Here is a 26,096-nt window from a genome sequence, read left to right as displayed (position 1 = left end):
GTGCTGCCCCCGTCGCTCCACGCCGACACGCCGTCCTCCCACGTCGACTGGTCGGCCGGCGCGGTGGAACTCCTGACCGAGGCCCGCCCCTGGCCAGGCACCGGCCGCCCGCGCCGCGCCGGTGTCTCCTCTTTCGGCATCAGCGGCACCAACGCCCACGTCCTGCTCGCCGAGCCCGCCACCGTGGCGGCCGTCACCGTCGCGCCCGTCACCACCCCCGGCGACGATGCCGTGCCCGCCGATCGGGCGCTCACCGTGCCCGCCGAAGCGCCTCTCGACTCCTCCGCGCCGCAGCCTGCCCTCGTGCCGTGGCCGCTCTCCGGCCACACCACCGCCGCACTCGCCGCCCAGGCCACCCGGCTGCGCGGAGCGCAGGGCCCCGCCGTGGACATCGGGCGCACCCTGGCGACCGGCCGCGCCGCGCTCGCCCACCGCGCGGTCGTCCTGGTCACTGGCCCCGACCAGGCCGCCGACGCCCTCACCGCCCTGGCGGACGGCCGCGTCGCGCCCGGTGTGGTGCGGGGCGACGTACGCGACGGCCGCACGGTCTTCCTGTTCACGGGGCAGGGGTCGCAGTGGGCGGGTATGGGCCGCGGTTTGTACGAGGCGTTCCCGGTGTTCGCGGAGGCGTTCGACGCGGTCTGTGCGCGGGTGGATCTGGATCGTCCGTTGCGGGAGGTGGTGTTCGGGGACGCGGAGGCGCTGGACCGTACGGGCTTCACACAGCCGGGGTTGTTCGCGTTGCAGGTGGCGTTGTTCCGGTTGGTGGAGTCGTGGGGGGTGGCTCCGGACGTGCTGGTGGGCCATTCGATCGGGGAGCTGGCCGCCGCGCATGTGGCGGGGATCTTGTCGCTGGACGACGCGTGCCGCTTGGTGTCGGCGCGCGGCCGGTTGATGGAGGCGTTGCCCGAAGGCGGGGCGATGCTGGCGGTGGAGATGTCCGAGGGTGAGTTGGAGTTGCCGGAGGGCGTCTGCCTCGCTGCCGTCAACGGCCCCGACTCCCTTACGGTGTCGGGGGACGCGGAAGCGATCGAGGCTCTGGGGTCCCGGTTGCGGACGGAGGGCCGCAGGGTCAAGCGGCTGACGGTCTCGCACGCGTTCCACTCGCATCTGATGGAGCCGATGCTCGCGGAGTTCGCGCGGGTCGCGGAGTCGTTGACGTACGCACCCGCGTCGGTGCCGTTGGTGCCGACCGCTTCGGGTGATCCGGCGACGGCGGCGTACTGGGTGCGGCAGGTCCGCGAGCCGGTGCGGTTCGCCGACGCGGTGGGGTCGCTGTCCGGGGTGCGGGCGTTCCTGGAGCTGGGCCCTGCGGGTGTGCTGTCGGCGTTGACCCCTGCGGTGCATGCGTCGGTGCCCGCCGTGCCGCTGCTGCGTCGCGACCGGGACGACACCGCGTCGGCCCTGACCGCTCTTGCCCGCGTCCACACGGTCGGCACCCCCGTCGACTGGACGGCGCTCTTCACCCCCTGGGGCGGCGGCAGGGCCGAACTGCCCACGTACGCCTTCCAGGGCGAGCGGTACTGGCTGAGCCCGCGTCCCGGCACCGGCCATCTCGGCGCGGCGGGGCTGCGCGTCGCCGAACATCCCCTGCTGGGGGCGGAGATCTCCCCCGCCACGGGCGGGCGCCTCCTGTTCTCCGGTCGGCTGTCCACCGCCGCGTACCCGTGGCTGGCGGACCACCGGGTGCGGGGTGCGGTGGTGGTGCCGGGCACCGCGCTGGCGGAACTCGCCTGGTACGCGGGTGCGCAGGCGGAGTGCGAGCGGGTCGAGGAACTGACCCTGCACACCCCGCTGGTGCTGCCCGACCGGGGCGCCGTGCGCGTGCAGGTCATCGTCGAGGGGGAGGACGAGCACGGTGGCCGGACGGTCGGCATCTACGCACGCCCCGACGACGCCGAGGACGAACCGTGGACCCGCCACGCCGCCGGGCTGCTGACGCCCGACACGGCCTCGGCCCCCGAGGCGGCCGAAGCCGTATGGCCCCCCGCCGGTGCCGAGCCGCTCGAACTCCATGCGCACTACGCGGACTTGGCGGGCATCGGGCTCGCCTACGGGCCGGTCTTCCAGGGGCTGACGGCGGCCTGGCGCTCCGGCGACATCCTCTACGCCGAGGTGACACTCCCCGCGCCGCAGGACCCTGACGGGTTCGGCGTGCACCCGGCACTCCTGGACGCCGCGCTCCAGACGGTCGCCGCCGGCCGGACCGGGGACGAGGCGGTGGCGCGGATACCGTTCGCGTTCGCGGGCCTGTCGGTGCACGCCACCGGCGCGCGGACTTTGCGCATCCGGCTGGAGCCGGCCGGTCCGGACTCGGTCTCGGTGGCCGCGTACGACCTGGCGGGCACCCCGGTCGTCTCGATCGACTCGCTCGCGCTGCGGCCGGTCGCCGATCAGCCCCTCGCAGGGACGGACGCGCTCTACGAGGTGTCCTGGACCGCCCTGCCCGCGCCCGCGGGTGCGCCCGGCACACGGGTCGGGACACACGCGGCCGACCCTACGGAACCCCTCTCCGGCACCGGGCCGACCCCCGGCCCCGAGGTGTGGTGGCGGGCGCCCCGAGAAGTGAGCCAGGTGCTGGAAGGCATCCGTTCCTGGCTGGCCGACGGGCGGACTCCGGATGCCCGGCTCGTGGTGTACACGCGGGGTTCGGTCGTCGCCGTCCCCGCGGACGAGGCGACCGACCCGTCCGCCGCGGCGGTCTGGGGGCTGGTGCGCTCCGCGCAGTCGGAACACCCGGGCCGGATCGTCCTGGTCGACCTGGACCCGGTCACCACGCCGGACGCCGTCCCGGCGCTCCCGGACGACGAACCCCAACTCGCCCTGCGCGAGGGCCGGATGCTGGTGCCGCGCCTGACCCGCGTACGCCCCCTGCGGACGCCGTCGGCGGGCGGGTGGCGCTTGGACACCACCGGCGCCGGCACCCTGGAGAACCTGGCCCTGATACCGGCGACGCCGGGAGCCCTGGGCGCCGGCGAGGTCCGGATCGCGGTCCGTGCGTCGGGGGTGAACTTCCGTGACGTACTGATCGGACTGGGGGAGTACCCGGACGCTGCGGCCTTGATGGGGTCGGAGGGTGCGGGTGTGGTGCTGGAGGTCGGTGAGGGCGTCAGCGACCTCTACCCGGGTGACCGGGTGTTCGGCCTGCTCTCCGGCGGCTTCGGCCCCTCGGTGGTGGTGGACCGGCGGATGGTCGCTCCGGTTCCGGAGGGCTGGTCGTTCGTCGAGGCGGCGTCGGTGCCGATGGCGTTCCTGACGGCGTTCTACGGCCTGGTGGATCTGGGCGGTCTCCGGTCCGGTGAGCGGGTTCTCGTCCATGCGGCGGCGGGCGGGGTGGGGATGGCGGCGGTGCAGATCGCGCGTCATCGGGGTGCGGAGGTATTCGGGACCGCGTCGGCGTCCAAGTGGGCGGCGACCGGTCTGGACGCCGACCACCTGTCCTCGTCCCGTGATCTGGCCTTCGAGGACGCGTTCCGCAGCCGGACCGGTGGCCGCGGTGTCGATGTCGTACTGAACGCGTTGGCCGGGGAGTTCATCGACGCATCCGCGCGGCTCCTCGCGCCGGGCGGCCGGTTCGTGGAGATGGGCAAGGCCGACCTCCGTGACCCGGAGTCGTTCGGACCCGACCACACGTATCGCGCCTTCGACCTCTGGGACGCAGGGCTCGACCGTCTCCAGGAGATGCTGGCCGAGCTGCTCGAACTCTTCGCGCGCGGCGACCTCGCCCTTCCCCCGGTACGGGCCTGGGACCTGCGCGAGGCGCGCACCGCCTTCCGGCATCTGGCGTCCGGCGGTCACATCGGCAAGAACGTACTGGTGATGCCGAGGGAGTTGGACCCCGAGGGCACGGTTCTGATCACCGGTGGCACCGGGGCTCTGGGCGGTTTGCTGGCCCGCCACCTGGTGGAGACGTACGCCGTGCGCCGTCTGGTGCTGACCGGCCGCCGGGGTCCGGACGCGCCGGGAGCGGCGGAACTGGTCGCGGAGCTGGAGGCGTCGGGTGCGTCGGTGCAGGTGGTGGCGTGCGACGCGGCCGACCGTGACGCGGTCGCCGCGCTGCTCGCGGCCGTCCCCGACGCTCACTCGCTGACCGGCGTCATCCACGCGGCCGGTGTCACCGACGACGGACCGGTCGAGACGCTCACCGCCGAGCGGCTGGAGGCCGTGCTGCGTCCGAAGGCGGACGCCGCCCTCGTCCTGCACGAGCTGACCGCCGGGCTCGACCTGGCGATGTTCGTGCTGTACTCCTCCGTGGCCGCCACGCTCGGCACCCCCGGCCAGGGCAACTACGCCGCGGCCAACGCCGTCCTGGACGCGCTCGCCCAGCACCGCGCGGCACGCGGTCTGCCCGCCGCCTCCGTGGCCTGGGGCCTGTGGGACCGGGCCAGTGCGGTCAGCGGCCACCTGGACGAGGTGGCTCGGGCGAGGGCCACCCGACTCGGCGGCGCGCTCTCCGACGAGCAGGGCCTCGCCCTCTTCGACGCGGCGCTGGCCGCCGGGCTGCCGCAGCTCGTCGCCGCATCGATCGACCACGCCCGCCTGTCCCGGTCCGACGACATCCCCGCCGTCCTGCGCGCGGCGGTACCCCGGTCCCGTACGCGTACCGCGGCCCGGCTCGCGCTCTCCGCCCGGCGGGCGGACGGCGGAGGACTCGCCGCCGAACTGGCGGCCGCCGCCGACCCCGACCGCATGCTGCTCGACCTGGTGCGTGCGGAGATCGCCGTTGTGCTCGGCTTCGCCTCGGGCGACGGGGTGGCACCCGACCGGGCCTTCCGCGACCTCGGCTTCGACTCGCTCACGTCGGTCGAGCTCCGCAACCGGCTGACCACCGTCACCGGGCTGCGGCTCCCCGCGACCCTGGTGTTCGACCATCCCACCCCCCAGGTGCTGGCCGGATTCCTCCGGACCGAACTGCTGGCCGGCGCCGAACCCGCCGCGCCCCGCACGACGCGGTCCGTCGCGGTGCGGACCGACGAGCCGATCGCCATCGTCGGCATGGCCTGCCGCTACCCCGGCGGGATCGCGTCCCCCGCCGACCTGTGGCGCGTGGTCATGGACGGAACCACCGTCACCGGCCCGTTCCCCACCGACCGGGGCTGGGACCTCGACGCCCTGTTCGACACCGACCCGGACCGGCCGGGGACCACCACCACCCGGGTCGGCGGATTCCTCGAAGGCGCCGGAGACTTCGACGCCTCCTTCTTCGGGATCTCGCCGCGCGAGGCGCTCGCCATGGACCCCCAGCAGCGACTGCTGCTGGAGACCTCCTGGGAGGCCCTCGAGCACGCGGGCATCGACCCCACCAGCCTGCGCGGCAGCCGGGCGGGCGTCTTCATCGGCGCCTCCGCCTCGCAGTACAGCGCCGAGCCCGCACTGGCCGAGACCGAGGGCCACCTGCTCACCGGCAGCGCCGGCAGCGTCGCCTCCGGCCGCCTGGCCTACTTCCTCGGACTCGAGGGCCCGGCGGTCACCGTCGACACCGCGTGCTCCTCGTCCATGGTGGCGCTGCACTGGGCGGTCCACGCCCTGCGCAGCGGGGAGTGCACCATGGCCCTGGCCGGCGGCGTCGCCGTGATGGCGGCCCCCGGCATCTTCAGCGAGTTCAGCAAGCAGAAGGGGCTGTCCGACGACGGCCTGTGCAAGTCCTTCTCCGCCGACGCCGACGGCACCGGCTGGTCCGAAGGCGTCGGCGTGCTGCTGGTCGAGCGGCTCTCCGACGCCCGCGCGCACGGGCACCACGTCCTCGCCGTGGTCCGTGGCTCGGCGGTGAACCAGGACGGCGCGTCCAACGGCCTGACGGCTCCGAACGGGCCGTCGCAGCAGCGGGTGATCAGGGCCGCACTCGACGCCTCGGGCCTCACCCCGGCCGAGGTGGACGCGGTGGAGGCGCACGGCACCGGCACCCGGCTCGGCGACCCGATCGAGGCACAGGCCCTGCTCGCCGCGTACGGGCAGGACCGTGAAGAACCCCTGTGGCTCGGTTCGGCGAAGTCCAACATCGGTCACGCGCAGGCGGCGGCCGGGGTGATGGGCGTGATCAAGATGGTCGAGGCGCTGCGCCACGGCGTGCTGCCGCGCACCCTGCACGTCTCCGAGCCGACCCCGCAGGTCGACTGGTCGGCGGGCGCGGTCGAGCTGCTGACCGAGGCGCGGACCTGGCCGGCCGTGGACCGGCCGCGCCGGGCCGCCGTGTCCTCGTTCGGCATGAGCGGCACCAACGCCCACGTCGTCCTCGAACAGGCCCCCGCGCCGGACGTGCCGGCGCCCTCCGAACCCCCGGCGCCGCCCGCCGTCACGCCGTGGCTGCTGTCGGCGCGGACCTCCGAAGCGCTCCGCGCCCAAGCCGCACGGCTGCTCGACGCCGTGGTCGCCCGGCCGGAACTGCGCCCCGAGGAGATCGGGCACACCCTCGCCACCGGCCGCGCCCTGTTCGACCACCGCGCGGTGGTGCTGGCCACCGGGACCGCGCAGGCCGCAGCCGCCCTCGCCGCCCTCGCCGACGGCGACCCCGCCGCCGACGCCGTCACCGGCTCGACGACGGACGGCCGCACGGTCTTCCTGTTCACGGGGCAGGGGTCGCAGTGGGCGGGAATGGGCCGCGGTGTGTACGAGGCGTTCCCGGTGTTCGCGGAGGCGTTCGACGCGGTCTGCGCGCGGGTGGACGCCGGTCTCGAACGGCCCCTGCGCGACGTGGTGTTCGGGGACGACGCCGCCGCGTTGAACCGGACCGGTCATGCGCAGCCGGGGTTGTTCGCGTTGCAGGTGGCGTTGTTCCGGTTGGTGGAGTCGTGGGGGGTGGCTCCGGACGTGCTGGTGGGCCATTCGATCGGTGAGCTGGCCGCCGCGCATGTGGCGGGGATCTTGTCGCTGGAGGACGCGTGCACGCTGGTGTCGGCGCGCGGCCGGCTGATGGAGGCGCTGCCCGAGGGCGGGGCGATGCTGGCGGCGGAGATGTCCGAGGGGGATCTGGTCCTGCCGGAGGGTGTCTGCCTCGCTGCCGTCAACGGCCCTGAATCCGTTACGGTGTCGGGGGACGCGGAAGCGATCGAGGCTCTGGGGTCCCGGTTGCGGGCGGAGGGTCGGCGGGTCAAGCGGCTGACGGTCTCGCACGCGTTCCACTCGCATCTGATGGAGCCGATGCTCGCGGAGTTCGCGCGGGTGGCGGAGTCGTTGACGTACGCACCCGCGTCGGTGCCGTTGGTGCCGACCGCTTCGGGTGATCCGGCGACGGCGGCGTACTGGGTGCGGCAGGTCCGCGAGCCGGTGCGGTTCGCCGACGCGGTGGGGTCGCTGTCCGGGGTGCGGGCGTTCCTGGAGCTGGGCCCTGCGGGCGTGCTGTCCGCGCTGACCCCTGCGGTGCACGCATCGGTGCCCGCCGTGCCCCTGCTGCGCCGCGACCGGGACGACACCGCGTCGGCCCTGACCGCCCTCGCCCGCGTCCACACGGTCGGCACCCCCGTCGACTGGACGGCGCTCCTCACCCCCCGGGGCGGCGGCGGGCTCGAACTGCCCACGTACGCCTTCCAGCGCGAGCGGTACTGGCTGAGCCGCCGGGCCGGGGCCGGTGACCTCGGCGCGGCCGGGCTGCGCGCCACCGACCACCCGCTGCTGGGCGCCGAGATCGCGCCGGCGGCAGGCGGCGGACTCCTCTTCACCGGAAGCCTCTCGGTGTCGACGCACCCGTGGCTGGCGGACCACCGGGTGCGGGGTGCGGTGGTGGTGCCGGGCACCGCACTGGCGGAACTGGCCTGGTACGCCGGTGCCCAGGCGCAGTACGAGCGGGTCGAGGAACTGACCCTGCACACCCCGCTGGTGCTCCCCGAGCGGGGCGCGATGCGGGTGCAGGTGGTCGTCGGTGACGACGAACCCCGCACCATCGGTATCTACGCACGCCCCGCCGACGACGAGGACGCCCCGTGGACCCGCCACGCCGGCGGGCTGCTGGCGGCGGCGGCCGTGCCCGCCGGGATCGCCGACCCGGTGTGGCCCCCGGCCGGAGCCGAGCCCGTCGCGCTGGACACCCACTACGCGGACGCGGCCGGGACCGGGCTGGCCTACGGCCCCGTCTTCCAGGGACTCACGGCGGTCTGGCGCTCCGGTGACACCGTCCACGCCGAAGTGACGCTCCCCGAGCAGGAGGCCGCCGACGGGTTCGGCGTCCACCCCGCGCTGCTGGACGCCGCGCTCCAGGCGGTCGCCGCCGGGCGGTCCGGGGGCGAGACGGTGGCACGGGTGCCGTTCGCGTTCGCCGGCGTCTCGGTGCACGCCACCGGTGCGCGGACACTGCGGGTACGACTGGAGCAGGTCGGCCCCGAGTCCCTCTCCGTCACCGCGTACGACGGGACCGGTCTGGCCGTCGTGTCGATCGACTCCCTCACTCTTCGTCCCGTCACCGACGGGCCGGACGGCGCCGCGGCGGACGGGCTCCACGAGGTCTCCTGGACCGAGCTGCCGCAGCCCGCCACCGCGCCCGGCGCCGTGGGGACGCGGATCGAGTCCGACGCGGCCGATCCCACGGACGCCGTTTCGGACTCCGTGTCCGGCACCGGCGGCCCCGCGGGTCCCGAGGAGGTGTGGTGGCGGGTGCCGCGCGAGGCGGGCGCGGTGCTGGCGGGCATCCGGTCCTGGCTGGCCGACGGACGGACCGCCGACGCCCGGCTCGTGGTGCGCACGAGCGGCGCGGTGGTCGCCGTCCCGGCGGACGACATCGCGGATCCGCTGACCGCCGCCGCGTGGGGCCTGGTCCGCTCCGCGCAGTCCGAACACCCCGGCAGGGTCGTCCTCCTCGATCTCGACCCGTCCACGCCGGCCGCCGCCGTCCCCGCCCTGCCGGACGACGAACCACAACTCGCCCTCCGCGAAGGCGGCGTGCTGGTGGCGCCCCGGCTGTCCCGTGTACGGCCGCCGCTGATGCCTCTGCCGACCGCCGGGGCGTGGCGGCTCGAAGCGACCGGCCGGACGTTCGACGACCTCGCCTTCGTGCCCGTCGCCCCGGCCGTGCTCGGCGCCGGTGAGGTCCGGATCGCCGTTCGCGCCGCCGGCGTCAACTTCCGGGACGTGCTGATCGCCCTGGGCGAGTACCCCGACTCCTCTGCCCTCATGGGGTCGGAAGGCGCGGGCGTGGTCGTCGAGGTCGGCGAGGGCGTCACCGACCTGGCGCCCGGCGACCCGGTGTTCGGTCTCCTCTCCGAGGGGTTCGGGCCGTCGTGCGTCGTGGACCGGCGCATGGTGGCCCGGATGCCCGAAGAGTGGTCGTTCGTCGACGCGGCGTCGGTACCCATGGCGTTCCTCACCGCCCTCTACGGTCTGGTGGACGTCGGCGGTCTCCGGGCCGGCGAGTCCGTCCTCGTGCACGCGGCGGCCGGCGGTGTCGGCATGGCGGCGGTACAGATCGCCCGTCACCTCGGCGCCGAGGTGTTCGGCACGGCGTCGGTGTCCAAGTGGGCCGCGACCGGACTGGACGACGACCATCTCTCCTCGTCCCGCGACCTCGGCTTCGAGCACACGTTCCGCGGGCGGACCGGCGGGCGCGGGGTCGACGTCGTACTCAACGCGCTGACGGGGGAGTACGTCGACGCCTCGGCGCGACTGCTGGCACCGGGCGGCCGGTTCGTCGAGATGGGCAAGGCCGACCTCCGCGAACCGGAAGCCTTCGGAGAGCGGGTCTACCACGCGTTCGACCTGTGGGACGCCGGACTCGACCGGATCCAGGAGATGCTGCGCGAACTGCTGGACCTGTTCGCGGCGGGCGCCCTCGTGCCCGCCCCGGTGCGGGCGTGGGACATGGGCGAGGCGGGGGCGGCGCTGCGGCACGTCGGCTCGGGCAGCCACATCGGCAAGAACGTCCTCGTGCTGCAGCGGGCCTTCCAGCCCGGCGGCACCGTCCTCGTCACCGGCGGCACGGGTGCGCTGGGAGCGCTGCTCGCCCGCCACCTGGTGGAGGCGCACTCCGTGCGCCACCTGGTGCTGACCAGCCGCGGCGGCCCGGAGGCGCCCGGTGCGTCGGCCCTGGTCGCCGAACTGGAGGCGGCGGGCGCGTCGGTGCGGGTGGTGGCCTGCGACATGGCGGACCGCGACGCCGTCGCCGCCCTGTTCGCCGGCATCCCGGCCGCGCACCCGCTGACCGGCGTGATCCACGCCGCGGGGATCACGGACGACGGCATGATCGAGACGCAGACCCCCGAGCGGCTCGCCGCCGTCCTGCGGCCCAAGACGGACGCCGCGCTGCACCTGCACGAGCTGACGGCGGGCCTCGACCTCGCCGTGTTCGTGCTGTACTCCTCGGTCGCCGCCACCCTCGGCTCCGCGGGCCAGTCCACCTACGCCGCCGCCAACGCCGTGCTCGACGGCCTCGCCCACCACCGGGTGCGGCGCGGCCTGCCCGCGCTCTCCCTCGCCTGGGGCCTGTGGGCCGAGGCGAGCGCCATCAGCGGCCACCTCGACGCGACGGCCCTGGCCCGCGCGGCCCGCTTCGGCGACCCGCTCACGGCGACGCACGGCCTCGCACTGTTCGACGCGGCGCTCTCCGCCGCCCGCCCGCACCTGGTGGCCGCCCCGCTGGACGCCGCGCGGCTCCGCCGGGCCGCCGACTCCCTGCCCCCGCTGCTGCGGGGCCTGGTGCGCGCACCCCGCCGCCGCGCGTCCGGCGCGCCCACCGACGGCGACCTGACCCGCCGGCTCGCCGCCGCCGCGGACCCGGTCCGCCTGCTGCTGGACGTGGTGCGCAAGGAAGCCGCCGTCGTCCTCGCCCACTCCTCCACCGGGGACATCGACGCCGAGCGGGCGTTCCGCGAAATCGGCTTCGACTCGCTGACCTCGGTCGAACTGCGCAACCGGCTGACCGTCGTCACCGGGCTGCGGCTCCCCGCGACCCTGGTGTTCGACCACCCCACCCCGAGCGCCCTGGCCGCCTACCTGCTCACCGAGCTGTCCGGCCCCGACGACGACACGGCCACCAGCCGCGCGGCGGCCACCGTGCGGACCGACGAACCCATCGCGATCGTCGGCATGTCCTGCCGCTTCCCGGGCGGGGTCACCTCCCCCGAGGACCTGTGGCGGCTGGTCGTCGACGGCGTCGACGCCGTGGGACCGTTCCCCGACGACCGCGGCTGGAACCTCGACACGCTCTTCGACCCCGACCCGGACCGCCGCGGCACCACCTACACCCGGCACGGCGGATTCCTCGACGACGTGGGCGCGTTCGACGCGGGCCTGTTCGGGATCTCGCCGCGCGAGGCTCTGGCGATGGACCCGCAGCAGCGCCTCCTGCTGGAGGCGTCGTGGGAGGCGTTCGAACGGGCCGGCATGGACCCCGGGGCGCTCCGGGGCACCCAGGCGGGCGTCTTCGTCGGCGCCACCTCCTCCGGCTACGGCATCGGCGTACGCCTGCCCGAGGACGTCGAGGGGCACTTCCTGACCGGCAGCTCCACCAGCGTCACCTCCGGCCGCATCTCCTACACCTTCGGGCTCGAAGGGCCCGCCGTCACCGTCGACACCGCCTGCTCGTCCTCCCTGGTCGCGCTGCACTGGGCCGTCCAGGCGCTGCGCAACGGGGAGTGCGAACTCGCCCTCGCCGGCGGGGTGTCCGTCATGGGAACCCCCGACGTGTTCACCGAGTTCAGCCGGCAGAAGGGCCTGTCGGCCGACGGCCGGTGCAAGTCGTTCTCCGCCGACGCCGACGGCACCGGCTGGTCCGAGGGCGTCGGCATGCTCGTCGTCGAACGGCTCTCCGACGCCCGCCGCAACGGGCGCCGCGTCCTGGCCGTGCTGCGCGGCTCCGCCATCAACCAGGACGGCGCGTCCAACGGCCTCACCGCCCCCAGCGGCCCCGCCCAGCAGCGTGTCATCCGCGCCGCCCTGGCCGCCGCCGGCGTCGAGCCGTCCGAGGTCGACGCCGTGGAGGCGCACGGCACCGGCACCCGGCTCGGCGATCCCATCGAGGCGCACGCCCTGCTGGCCGCCTACGGCCAGGACCGGGACGAGCCGCTCTGGCTCGGGTCGGTCAAGTCGAACATCGGGCACACCCAGTGCACCGCCGGCGTCGCGGGCGTCATCAAGATGGTCCAGGCGCTGCGCCACGGCGTGCTGCCCCGCACCCTGCACGCGGACGAGCGCAACCCGCAGGTCGACTGGGACGCCGGCGCGGTGGACCTGCTCACCGACAACCGCGCCTGGCCCCGCACCGGACGGCCGCGCCGGGTCGGCGTCTCGTCGTTCGGCATCAGCGGCACCAACGCCCACGTCATCCTGGAACAGGCCCCGGAACCCGCCGTCCCCGCCCGCCGCGACGACGACGGCACGGGGACCGGCGGCGCGCTGCCCTGGACGGTGTCCGCCCGCACCGCCGACGGCCTGCGGGCGCAGGCGGCACGGCTGCGCGACTTCGTCGCCGCCCACCCGGACGTGCGACCGCAGGACGTCGCCCGCACCCTCGCCACCGGCCGGGCCGCGCTCGAACACCGGGCCGTCGTCCTCGGCCGCCCGTCCGACTCCGCGGACGGCCTGCTGCCCGGCCTGGAGGCCCTCGCCACCGGCGCGTCCGCCACCTCCGTCGTACGGGGCACCGCGACCGGCGGACGTACGGCGTTCCTGTTCACCGGCCAGGGCTCGCAGTACGCCGGCATGGGCCGCGCCCTGTACGCCGCCCACCCGGCGTTCGCGGAGGCCTTCGACGCGGTCGCCGCCCGCGTCGACGTCGGTCTGCCGCTCGCGGACATCGTGTTCGGCGACGGCGACGAGATGACCCGGATCGGCTACGCCATCGCCGGCATGTTCGCCGTACAGGTCTCCCTGACCCGGCTACTGCAGTCCATGGACGTCCACCCGGACGTCGTGCTCGGCCACTCGACCGGCGAACTCGCCGCCGCGCACATCGCGGGCGTCCTGTCCCTGGACGACGCCTGCCGGCTGCTGTCGGCACGCGCCCGGCTCATGCAGGCCCTGCCCGAGAGCGGGTCCATGCTCGCGGTCGAGGCGTCGGAGGCCGAGATCCTGCCGCTGCCCGACGGCGTCGACCTGGCGGCCGTGAACGGCCCCACGTCGGTGACGGTCTCCGGCGACGAGGACGCGATCACCGCACTGGAGAGCGGGTGGCGGGCGCGCGGCCGGCGCGTCAAGCGGCTGATCGTCTCGCATGCCGCCCACTCCCACCACATGGACCCGATCCTGGAGGAGTTCGGGGCGGTCGCCGCGACCCTCACCCACCACGAACCGGCGATCCCGATCGTCACCACCGGACCGGGCCCGGTCGACGGACACGCCTACTGGGTGCGGCAGGCCCGCCGGCCCGTGATGTTCGCCGACGCTATGAGCCGCATGGACGGCGTCCGCCGGTACGTCGAACTCGGCCCCGACGGCGTCCTGTCGGCCCTGGCGCAGCAACTCGTCGACGACGCCGTGTTCGTGCCCGCCCTCCGGTCCGACCGTGACGAGGCGGAGACCTTCCTGCGCGCCCTCGCCGGACTCCACGTCTCCGGCGCCACCGTCGGCTGGCCCGGCCTGCCCGCCGCGGGCGGCGCCGACCTGCCCACGTACGCCTTCCAGCACGAGCGGTACTGGGTGCTGGCCGAGCCCGGATCCGGCGACGTGACCGAGGCCGGGCTCTCCGGCGCCGGCCACCCGATGCTCGGCGCGGCCGTCGCCTCCGCCACCGACGACGGCCTGGTGCTCACCGGCCGCCTCTCGGTCTCCTCCTACCCGTGGCTGGCGGACCACAGGGTCCGCGGAACCGTCATCGTCCCCGGCACGGCCCTGCTCGAACTGGCCCTGCACGCGGGCACCCTGGCGGGCGGCGCGCAGGTGCGTGAACTGACCCTCCACGAACCGCTGGTCCTGCCCGACCGGGGAGCCGTACGCCTCCAGGTCGTCGTCTCCGGCGGCGCCGACGGGCGCACGGGAGAGCGGGACGTCGTCGTCTTCGGCCGCGCGGAGGACGACGAGGACGGGCCCTGGACGCGCCACGCGGCCGGCGTGCTCGCCCCGGTCGCCCCCGGCGGTGCGGCGGCCCCGTCCGGCGACCCGGTGACCTGGCCGCCCGCGGACGGCGTGGCGGTCGACCTGGCAGGCCACTACGACGCGCTGGCCGCGGCGGGTCTCGCGTACGGGCCCGCGTTCCGCGGCCTGCGGGAGCTCTGGCGGACGGGCGACGTGCTCTGGGCGGAGGTCGCCCTGCCGGACCGCCGCGAGGCCGGCGCGTTCGGCGTGCACCCCGCCCTGCTGGACGCCGCGTTGCACGCGCTCGGAGCCACCGCAGGGGCGGCGAACGCCCCGCTCACGGTACGGCTGCCGTTCGCCTGGTCCGACGCGACGCTGCACGCGGTGGGCGCACCGGTACTGCGCGTCCGGCTGGCCCCGGCCGGCGTGGACGCCGTGACGCTCGACGCCTTCGACGAGACCGGTCTCCCCGTGCTGACGGCCCGGTCACTGGTGCTGCGCGAGCTGTCCGGCGCGCCGGCGCCGACGGCGGGTCCGGGGACGGACGCCCTGTTCGAAGTGGTGTGGTCGAAGCCCGCCGAAGGGGCGGGCGCGGACGCCGGGACGCCGGTGTGCGTCCCCGTGGACGACCCGGCCACCGGGCCGGCCGGCTGGGCCGACGCGCCCGACCTGGCCCTGTGGCGGGCCCCCGCCGACCCCGCGGCCGTACTGGCGGGGCTGCGGGCCTGGCTGGCCGAGGACCGCACGGCCGCGACCCGCCTCGTGGTGTGCACCGGCGACGCGGTCGCCGCCGCCCCCGGCGACGAGGTCGCCGACCCGTGGGCCGCGGCGGCCTGGGGCCTGGTGCGGGCCGCCCAGGCGGAGCACCCGGACCGCTTCCTGCTGCTGGACACGGACGCCGGGACGGCCCTCGACGGCGACGGACCGGTGCCGGACGCGCTCGTGGAGGCCCTTGCGCGGGCCGTGGCCGCCGGCGAACCGCAACTCGCCCTGCGCGACGGCGGGACGCTGCTGCCGAGACTGGCCAGAGTCACCCCCGGCTCCGGCGCGGACGCCGCACCGACCGGGCCGGACCCCGAGGGCACGGTCCTGATCACCGGCGGCACGGGCGCCCTGGGCGCCCTGCTCGCCCGGCACCTGGTGACCACGCACGGGGTGCGCCGGCTGATCCTCACCAGCCGCAGCGGCCCCGAAGCCCCCGGTGCGTCCGAACTCGTCGCCGAACTGGGCGAACTCGGCGCGTCGGCACGGGTGGTGGCCTGCGACGCGGCCGACCGCACCGCACTCGCCGCGCTCCTCGCGGAGATCCCGGCGGACCACCCGCTGACCGGCGTGGTCCACGCGGCGGGCGCCGTCGACGACGGGGTACTGGAATCCCAGACCCCCGGCCGGCTGGCGGCGGTCCTGCGCCCGAAGGCCGAAGCGGCCCTGCACCTGCACGAGCTGACCGCCGGACTCGATCTGGCGATGTTCGTCCTCTACTCCTCGGCCGCCGCCACCTTCGGCTCGGCGGGCCAGTCCACCTACGCGGCGGCCAACGCCGTGCTCGACGCCCTCGCCCACCACCGGGCCGGACGCGGCCTGCCCGCCGTGTCGCTCGGCTGGGGCCTGTGGTCCCGGACCAGCGGCCTGACCGGCCACCTCGGCGCCACCGACCTCGCCCGTGTCGGACGCCTCGGGGACGCACTCTCCGACGAGGACGGGCTGGCCCTCTTCGACGCCGCGCTCGCCTCCGGCCGCCCGCACCTGGTGCCCAGCCGGCTGGACCTCGACCGCGCCCGGCGGACCGGCGACGTACCGCCCCTCTTCCGCGGCCTGGTGAAGGTCCCGGCGCAGCTCCGCAGGGCCGGGACGGCCGGGGCGGGCGCGTCCGGCACCCTGGCGGGCGTGCTCGCCACCGCCGCCGAGCCCGAGCGGATCCTGCTCGACCTGGTGCGCAACGAGGTCGCCGTCGTCCTGGCGCACGCGTCCGGCGACGAGGTCGCCCCCGACCACGCGTTCCGGGAGCTCGGCTTCGACTCCCTGATGTCCGTCGAACTGCGCAACCGGCTGGCCGCCGCCACCGGCCTCCGGCTGCCCGCCACCCTGGTCTTCGACCACCCGAACCCGTCCGTGCTGGCCGGGTTCCTGCGTACCGAACTGCTGGGCGACGCCCCCGCCGCGACACGGGCCCGACGGGGCCCGGTCGTCGACCCGGCGGACGACCCGATCGCCATCGTCGCCATGTCCTGCCGGTTCCCCGGCGGGGTGTCCTCCCCGGAGGACCTGTGGCACCTGGTCATGGACGAGACCGACGTGATCGGCCCGTTCCCCGCCGACCGAGGCTGGGACCTCGACCACCTCTACGACCCCGAGGGCGAGCGCCCCGGCACCACCTACACCCGGCACGGCGCCTTCCTCGACGGCGCCGGGGAGTTCGACGCCGACTTCTTCGGCATCTCGCCGCGCGAGGCGCTGGCGATGGACCCGCAGCAGCGGCTGCTGCTGGAAGCCTCCTGGGAGGCGTTCGAACGGGCCGGCATCGACCCCGGCACCCAGCGCTCCAAGGCGACCGGTGTGTTCGTCGGCCTCATGTGGTCGGGCTACGGCATCGGCGTCGACCTCCCCGAGGACGCCGAGGCGCACTCCCTGACCGGGGCGTCCAGCAGCGTCGCCTCCGGCCGCATCGCCTACACCTTCGGGCTGGAAGGCCCGACGATGACCATCGACACCGCGTGCTCCTCGTCGCTGGTCGCGCTCCACCTGGCGGCACAGTCGCTGCGCAACGGCGAGTGCGACCTCGCGCTGGCCGGCGGCGTCACCGTCATGGGCACCCCCGACGTCATCACCGGCTTCAGCCGGCAGAAGGGCCTGTCGGTCGACGGCCGCTGCCGGTCGTTCTCCGCCGACGCGGACGGCACCGGCTGGTCCGAGGGCGTCGGGATGCTGGTGGTGGAACGCCTCTCCGACGCGCTGGCCCACGGGCACGAGGTACTCGCCGTGGTGCGGGGCAGCGCGGTCAACCAGGACGGCGCGTCCAACGGCCTGACGGCCCCGAACGGCCCCTCGCAGCAACGGGTCATCCGCACCGCGCTGGCCGCCGCCGGACTGGAACCGGCGGACGTGGACGCGGTGGAGGCGCACGGCACCGGCACCAGGCTCGGCGACCCGATCGAGGCGCAGGCGCTGCTCGCCACCTACGGGCAGGACCGTGAAGAACCGCTGTGGCTCGGCTCGTTGAAGTCGAACATCGGCCACGCCCAGGCGGCGGCCGGTGTGGCGGGCGTGATCAAGATGGTGGGCGCGCTGCGCCACGGCGTGCTGCCGCGCACCCTGCACGTCTCCGAGCCGACCCCGCAGGTCGACTGGTCCGCGGGCGAGGTGCGCCTGCTGGACGCGTCCCGCCCCTGGCCCGCCGTCGACCGGCCGAGGCGGGCCGGCATCTCGTCGTTCGGCGTGTCCGGCACCAACGCGCACGTGGTGATCGAGGAGTACCGGCCGGCCGAGCCCGAGCAGCCCGAGGAGACCGCGTCCGAGCCGGGCGGCGTGCTGCCCTGGGTGCTGTCGGCGCGCACCGGACGGGCCCTGCGCGACCAGGCCGCCCGCCTGCTGGCGCACCTCGGCGAGGTGACGTCCCCGAGCGACGTCGGGCTGTCGCTGGCGACCTCACGTGCGGTGCTGGAGCACCGTGCGGTGGTGCTCGCCGCCGACCTGGACGGCTTCCGCGACGGCCTGTCGGCACTGGCCGACGGCCGGGGGACGCCGGAGGTGATCACAGCCTCCGGTGGTGCGGGTCGTGGTGGCGCGGTGTTCGTGTTCCCGGGCCAGGGGGCGCAGTGGGCAGGTATGGCCGCCGGACTTCTGGACGCCGAGCCGGTGTTCGCGGCGCGCATGGCGGAGTGCGCGGCGGCGTTGGCCCCGTTCACCGACTTCGCGTTGCTGGATGTGGTGCGTGGTGACGGCGTTGAGCTGGAGCGGGTGGAGGTGGTGCAGCCGGTTCTGTGGGCGGTGATGGTGTCGCTGGCGGAGCTGTGGCGTTCGGTGGGTGTGGTCCCGGTGGCGGTGGTGGGCCACTCGCAGGGTGAGATCGCGGCTGCGGTGGTGGCCGGTGCGCTGGCTCTGGAGGACGGTGCGCGGGTGGTGGCGCTGCGGTCGGGGCTGATCGCGCGTGAGCTGGCGGGCCGGGGTGGGATGGCGTCGCTGGCCGTCCCCGCGTCCGAGGCGCGTGAACTGGTGCTGCGGTGGCCGGGGTTGTCGGTCGCGGCGGTCAACGGACCTGGCTCGACGGTGGTGTCGGGTGACGCGGACGCCATCGCCGATATCGTGGCGCACTGCGCGGAGAACGGGATACGTGCCCGTCGGGTCCCGGTGGACTACGCCTCGCACTCGGCGCACGTCGAGGGCCTGCGGGAGCAGTTGCTCGCCGACCTCGCCCCGGTACGGCCGACCGCGCCGGTGGTCCCGTTCTATTCCTCGGTGACCGGCGGGCGTCTCGACGCGGCGACCGCCCTGGACGCCACGTACTGGTACGACAACCTCCGCAACCCGGTCCGCTTCGAGGACGCCACCCGCGCCCTGCTGGCGGCGGGGAACCGGGTGCTGATCGAGACCGGACCGCACCCCGTGCTGACCGTCGGCATCCAGGAGACGATGGACGACCTGGGCGCCCACGGCGCCGCCCTCGGCACCCTGCGGCGCGACGAGGGCGGGCGGCAGCGGTGGCTCACCGCGCTCGCCGAGGCCCATGTCCACGGCGTGGACATCGACTGGCCCGCCGTGCTGGACGACCGCACCGGGCACCGCGTCGACCTGCCCACCTACGCGTTCCAGCGCGAGCGCTACTGGCTGGAGGGCAAGGCCCGGTCCGGCGACCTGACGGCCGCCGGCCTCGGCTCGGCCGACCACCCGCTGCTCGGCGCAGCCGTCGTCTCCGCGGCGGACGACGGTGTGCTGCTCACCGGCCGGCTGTCCCTGTCGACCCACCCCTGGCTGGCCGATCACCGGGTACGCGGCACCGTCTTCGTACCAGGCGCCGCACAGGTGGAACTGGCCCTGCACGCGGGCCGGATCGCCGGGCTGCACCGGCTCGACGAGCTGACCCTCGCCGCACCGCTGACCGTGCCCGAGCGGGGCGGGGTACTGCTCCAGGTCGTCGTCGGGGGAGCCGAGGGCGCCCGGAACGTCGCCCTCTACGCCCGGCCCGAGTCCGACCCCGACGGCCCGTGGACGCGCCACGCGGTCGGCGCGTTCGCCTCCACCGCGGGCGACGCACCACAGCCCCTGCCCGAGGCGTGGCCGCCGCCGGGTGCCACCCCCGTCGACCTCGGCACGCACTACGCGGAACTCGACCGCGTCGGCCTGGGCTACGGCCCCGCCTTCCAGGGCCTGCTGAGAGTGTGGGAATCGGGCGACACGGTCTACGCCGACGTGGCGCTGCCCGACCCGGGCGACGCCGACGCCTACGGCGTCCACCCCGCCCTGCTCGACGCGGCGGTCCAGGCGGCCACCGCCGCCGGACCGTGGGCGGGATCGCCCGAGGTGCGGCTGCCGTTCGCCTGGTCCGGCGCCACCCTGCACGCCGCGGGCGCCACCGCGCTCCGGGTGCGGCTGACCCCCGCCGGCGAGGACGCGACGACCCTGGCCGCGTTCGACGCCACCGGTCTGACCGTCGTCTCCGTCGACTCCCTCACCGTCCGCCCGATGACCGACCGGTCCCCGGCCGGCACGGACGCCCTGTTCGAAGTGGTGTGGACACCGCTCGGCGACGACCTCGGACCTGCCGGGGCCGCCGCCCCCGGTCCAGTGCCGGAACTGGACCCGGTGACCGCGCTCTCCGGCCCCGACGCGGTGCCGTCCGTCGCGCTGTGGGAGGCCCCGGTCCGGCCCGACGCCCTGCTGGAGGGCGTACGGACCTGGCTGGCGGACGCGCGCACCGCCTCGTCCGTCCTCGTCGTCCACACCCGCGGAGCCGTCGCCGTCACCCCGGACGACGACATCACCGAGCCGCTGACCGCGGCGGCCTGGGGGATGATCCGCGCCGTCCAGAGCGAACACCCCGACCGCTTCGTCCTCATCGACACGGAAGCGACCCACAGCGTCGCCACCGAAGCGATCGAGAGGGAGGCCGCCGGCACCGGAGCGGTCGGCACGGTGGTGAGCGGGACGGCCGCCGGCACCCTCCCGGCGGATGTGCTCGGCGCCGTCCTGGCGTCCGGCGAACCGCAGACCGCGGTACGCGACGGCCGGGTGCACGTGCCCGCCCTCGCCCGGGTGCGCCCCGACGACGGCCACGCGCCCCTGACGGCGGCTCCGGCCCGCCGCCCGGACCCCGAGGGCACGGTCCTCGTCACCGGCGGCACCGGCACCCTCGGCGCCCTGCTCGCCCGGCACCTGGTCGTCGCGCACGGCGTCCGCCACCTCGTCCTCACCAGCCGCAACGGCGCCGCGGCTCCGGGTGCCGCCGGACTGACCGAGGAACTCGCCGCGCTCGGCGCCTCCGCCACCGTCGTCGCCTGTGACGTCGCCGACCGCGCCGCGCTCGCCGCGGTGCTGGCCGCCGTACCCGCCGAGCACCCCCTGACCGGGGTCGTGCACGCCGCAGGCGTGCTGGACGACGGCCTCGTGGAGTCCCAGACAGCGGAGCGCCTGGCCACCGTGCTCCGGGTGAAGGCGGACGGCGCCCTGCACCTGCACGAGCTGACCGAGGGCCAGGACCTCGCGCTGTTCGTCCTCTACTCCTCGATGGCCGCCACTCTCGGCTCGCCCGGACAGACCAACTACGCGGCGGCCAACGCCGTGCTCGACGGACTCGCACAGCACCGGGCCGCCCGCGGGCTGCCCGCGGTCTCCGTCGCCTGGGGCCTGTGGGAGCAGGCCAGCGGCATGACCGGCCATCTCGACACCGCCGGCCTCGCACGGGTCAGCCGCCACGGTGACCCGCTCACCACCGAGCAGGGACTCGCGGCGTTCGACGCCGCCCTCGCCTCCGGCCGCAGCCACCTCGTCGCGGCCGGGCTCGACCTCGGCCGGCTGCGGCGGGCCGGTGACGTCCCGCCTCTGCTGCGCGGTCTGGTGCGCCGTCCGGCCGGGCTGCGCCGGGCGGACGGCGGTGCCGGCGGCGACCAGTTCGTCACCCGGCTCGCCACCGCGGCCGACCCCGACCGCATGCTGCTCGACCTGGTCCGCGCCGAGGTGGCCGTGGTACTCGGCCACTCCTCCGCCGACGCGGTCGACCCCGACCGCGCCTTCCGCGACCTCGGGTTCGACTCGCTGACCTCGGTGGAACTGCGGAACCGGCTGACCGCCGCGACCGGCCTGCGGCTTCCCGCCACCGTGGTCTTCGACCACCCCAGCCAGAGCGCGCTCGCCGCGCACCTGCGCACCGAACTGCTCGGCGCACCCGACGCGCCGGCCCCGGCGCGCACCGGCGCGGACGCCCGCACCGACGAGCCGATCGCGATAGTCGCCATGGCCTGCCGCTACCCCGGCGGGGTCGCCTCGCCGGAGGACCTGTGGCGGCTGGTCACGGAGGAGACCGACGTGCTGGGGCCGTTCCCCGCCGACCGGGGCTGGAACCTCGACGCCCTTTTCGACGCGGAAAGCCGCACCGGCACCACGTACGCCCGGGTCGGCGCCTTCCTCGACGGGGCCGGGGACTTCGACACCGCCCTGTTCTCCATCTCGCCCCGCGAGGCGATGGCGATGGACCCGCAGCAGCGCCTGCTGCTGGAGACCTCCTGGGAGACGTTCGAACGGGCCGGCCTCGACCCCGGCACCCTGCGGGGCAGCCGCACCGGCGTGTTCGTCGGTGCGATGTCCTCCGGATACGGCGTCGGCATGCGGATGCCCGAGGACACCGAAGGACACTTCCTCACCGGCAGCGCCGGGAGCGTCGCCTCGGGACGGCTGGCCTACACCTTCGGACTGGAGGGTCCCGCGGTCACCGTCGACACCGCGTGCTCAGCCTCGCTGGTCGCCCTGCACCTCGCCGCCCAGGCGCTGCGCAACGGCGAGTGCACCATGGCGCTCGCGGGCGGTGTCACCGTGATGGCCACCCCCGACGTCTTCGTCGGGTTCAGCAAGCAGAACGGCCTCGCCACCGACGGCCGCTGCAAGTCCTTCGCGGCCTCCGCCGACGGCACCGGCTGGTCCGAGGGCGTCGGCATGCTGCTCGTCGAGCGGCTCTCCGACGCGCTCGCCCACGGCCACCCGGTCCTGGCGGTGGTACGCGGCTCCGCCGTCAACCAGGACGGCGCGTCCAACGGTCTGACGGCGCCGAACGGCCCCTCCCAGCAGCGGGTGATCCGCGCCGCGCTGGACGCGGCCGGGCTGCGCCCGTCGGAGGTGGACGCCGTCGAGGCACACGGCACCGGCACCCGCCTCGGTGACCCGATCGAGGCGCAGGCGCTGCTCGCCACCTACGGTCAGGACCGCGAACGCCCCCTGTTGCTGGGGTCGTTGAAGTCCAACATCGGTCACGCGCAGTCCGCGTCCGGTGTCGCGGGCGTGATCAAGATGGTCGAGGCGATGCGCCACGGGACGCTGCCCCGCACCCTCCACGTCGACGCGCCCACCCCGCACGTCGACTGGAGTGCCGGAGCCGTCGAGCTGGTGACCGAACCGGTGCCGTGGCCCGAGACCGGCCACCCCCGGCGGGCCGGTGTCTCCTCCTTCGGGATCAGCGGCACCAACGCCCACATCGTCCTCGAAGAGCCCCCGGTCCGGGCCACCCGCCCCACCGCGGCGGACGCTCCGGACGCTCCGGGCACGGAAGCGGACCCCCGGGAGAAGGCACCCGTCGCCTGGCCGGTCTCCGCGGGCTCCGCCGCCGCGCTGCGCGGACAAGCCGGACGGCTGCTGGCCTTCGCCACCGCCCACCCCGCCCTGCCGGCCACCGACATCGCCCGCACCCTGGCCGCCGGCCGCGCCCACCTCACCCACCGGGCCGCCGTCGTCGGCACCGACCGCGACACCCTCCTCGCCGGACTGCGCGCGCTGGCCGACGGAGCGCCGGGCGCCCCGGCCTCCATCGCCGGACCCGGCGCGACCGCCTACCTGTTCACCGGCCAGGGCTCGCAACGCGCGGGCATGGGCCGGACCCTGTACGCGACCTACCCGGTCTTCGCCGAGGCGTTCGACGCGGTCTGCGAACGGGTCGACCCCGCCCGGGACCGCCCGCTGCGCGACGTGGTGTTCGGCGACGACGACGCCCTCACCCGCACCGAACACGCCCAGCCCGCCCTGTTCGCCCTCCAGGTGGCCCTGTTCCGGCTCCTCGAGTCGTGGGGGGTCCGGCCCGACACCGTCGTCGGCCACTCGATCGGTGAACTGGCCGCCGCCCACGTCGCAGGGATCTTCTCCCTCGACGACGCCTGCGCCCTCGTGTCGGCCCGCGCCCGGCTCATGCAGGCGCTGCCCGCCGGCGGCGCGATGCTGGCCGTCGAAGCCACGGAGGACGAGATCACCCTGCCGCGGGGCGTGGACCTCGCCGCGGTCAACGGACCGGCCGCGCTGACGGTCTCCGGCGGCGCGGAGGCGATCGCCGCGTGCGAGGAGCGGTGGCGCGCCGAGGGCCGCAAGGTCAAGCGCCTCGTCGTCCAGCACGCCTTCCACTCCCGCCTCATGGAGCCGATGCTCCCGGCGTTCGCCGAGGCCGCCGCGCGGGTCACCTACCACCGTCCGACGCTCACCGTCGTCCCCACCGCCCCCGGCGACCCGGCGACGCCGGAATACTGGGTGCGGCAGGTCCGCGAACCCGTCCGCTTCGCCGACGCCGTCACCGCCCTGCGGGAACGCGGCATCACCGCCTGCGTCGAACTCGGCCCCGACGGCACCCTTACCGCTCTGGTCCGGGACCGGCTGGACGAGGACGCCGCCGTCGTCCCCGCCCTGCGTCCCGGCCGCGACGAACCGACGACGCTGCTCACCGCGGTGGCCGCCGCGCACACCCGCGGCACCCGCGTCGACTGGCTCCGGACGACCGGCGAAGGCCCCCGGCCCGCACTGCCGACGTACGCCTTCGACCGCACCCGCTACTGGCCCGAGCCACGCCCGGCCGAAACCGCCGCCGACCCGGCCGACGCCGAGTTCTGGACGGCCGTCGAGTCCGGAGACCTCACCACCCTCGGCCTCGACGCCGGGGCCGGCCTCTCGGACGTGCTCCCCGCCCTCTCCGCGTGGCGCCGCGACCGTCGGCAGCGTGCGACGACCGGTGCCTGGCGGTACGCCGTCGACTGGCAGCCGGTCACCGCCGGACGTCCGGCCGGCGGGCGCTGGCTCGTCGCGGCGGAGCCCGGCGACGCCCTGCCCGCCGTGGTCGCCGCCCTGCGGTCGGCCGGAGTCGAAACCGTCGAGTGCCTCCCCGCCGACCTGCCCGGAGCGGGACCGGCCGACGGGGTCCTGCTGCTCTCCCACGACGCCGGGACCGTGCTGGACGCCGTCCGTGCCGGCCTCGGGGCGCCCCTGTGGTGCCTGACGCGGGGTGCGGTGTCCGCCACCGGCTCCGACGGTGCCCAGATCCGCCCCGACCAGGCGCAGATATGGGGGCTGGGCCGGGTCGCGGCACTGGAACACCCCGACCGCTGGGGCGGACTCGTCGACCTGCCGGCCGACGCGGACGACCGTACGACAGCCCTGGTGGCCGCCGTCCTCGGCGGCCCCGAGGACCAGGTCGCCCTGCGGGGCGGGCGGGTGCTGGCGCGTCGTCTGGTGCGGGCTCCGTTGCCGGTGGGTTCATCGGTGGGTTCGCCGGTGGGGCGCGCGCTGGGTGGTCCGGTGCTGGTGACGGGTGGTACGGGTGCGTTGGGTGGGCATGTGGCGCGTTGGGTGGTGGAGCGGGGGGCGCGTGAGGTGGTGCTGACGAGTCGTTCGGGTCCGGCTGCGCCGGGTGCGTCGGAGTTGGTGGCGGAGTTGGCGGAGTCGGGGGCGAAGGCGGTGGTGGTGGCGTGCGACGTCGCCGACCGGGACGCGCTGGCCGAGGTCGTCGCCGCGTACCGCCCCACCGCCGTGGTGCACGCCGCGGGCATCGCCACATTCACCTCGATCGACGACCTCGACTCCGGTACCTTCGCCGAAGAGATCAAGGCGAAGGTGGAGGGAGCGCGGCATTTGGACGAACTGGTCCCCGACGCCGAGCTGTTCGTGCTGTTCTCGTCCGTCGCCGGAGTCTGGGGGAGTGGCGGCCAGGGCGGTTACGCGGCGGCCAACGCCCACCTGGACGCGCTGGCGCACAAGCGCCGGGCCGAGGGACGCACGGCGACCTCCGTCGCCTGGGGCCGCTGGGACGGCGAGGGCATGGCCGCCGCGGACCGCGGCCCCGACGGGTTCCTCGCACGCCGTGGACTGGGCGCCATGGACCCCGAGCACGCGGTGCGCGCGCTGGCCGACACCGTCGACGCGGACCTCACCTGCGCCACCGTCGCCGACATCGACTGGCAGCGCTTCGTCCCCGCGTTCACGGCCACCCGGCCCAGCCCGCTGCTGGTCGCGCTCGCCGCGCCGTCCGCCTCCGACGGGACGGACCCGCGGGAGGAGACCCGGCGCGAAGGGCTCACCGAGTTCGCCGCAGGACTCGCGCTCCTGCCCCCGGCCCGCCGGGAACGCGCCCTGCTGGACCTCGTCCGCACACAGGCCGCCGAAGTCCTCGGCCACGCCGGCGTCGACACCGTCCCCGCCCGCGGCAGCTTCTCCGACCTCGGCTTCGACTCCCTGACCGCGGTCGAGATACGCACCCGGATCGCCGCGCACACCGGCCTCGACCTGCCCACCGCGATGATCTTCGACTACGCGACCCCCGTCGCGCTGGCCGCCCAACTGGCGGAGGAGATCGCCGCCGAGGCGGCCAAGGCGGCGGCCAGAACCACCGCCGTCCCCGAGACCCCCGCACCGACCGAGAAGGCGACGGGGGAGGACCCGGTGACCCGGGCGCTCGCCTCACTGACCCCGGACCGGCTGAGGGAAGCCGGCCTCCTGGACGTACTGCTGGCCCTCGCGGCCTCCGGTACCGCCGCCGACGGCACACCCGCACCCCCGACGGACGCCACCGGCCCCGGAACGGGAACCGGAACCGGACCCGACGGCGATGACGGCGGCGACACCGACACCGACATCGACCTGATGGACATCGACTCCCTCATCCAGACCGCCTTCGAGAACCCGGACGCGTGACCCGTGTCCACCCCGTTTGG

At 75.6% G+C, this 26,096-nt stretch carries 1 protein-coding gene (only partly in view); it reads left to right on the top strand.

The features are described from left to right. On the top strand, positions 1-26,076 hold the 3' portion of the coding sequence (locus Q0994_RS21315; protein WP_299537469.1) for a type I polyketide synthase. 16,047 nt of this gene lie to the left of the window's left edge; the window shows 26,076 of its 42,123 coding nt (coding positions 16,048-42,123); the start codon falls outside the window, past its left edge; its stop codon occupies positions 26,074-26,076. Positions 26,077-26,096: the final 20 nt, after the last annotated feature.

The organism is uncultured Streptomyces sp., from assembly GCF_947488945.1.
Classification (GTDB): Bacteria; Actinomycetota; Actinomycetes; order Streptomycetales; family Streptomycetaceae; genus Streptomyces.
This window is presented reverse-complemented; position numbering and strand designations above follow the sequence as displayed.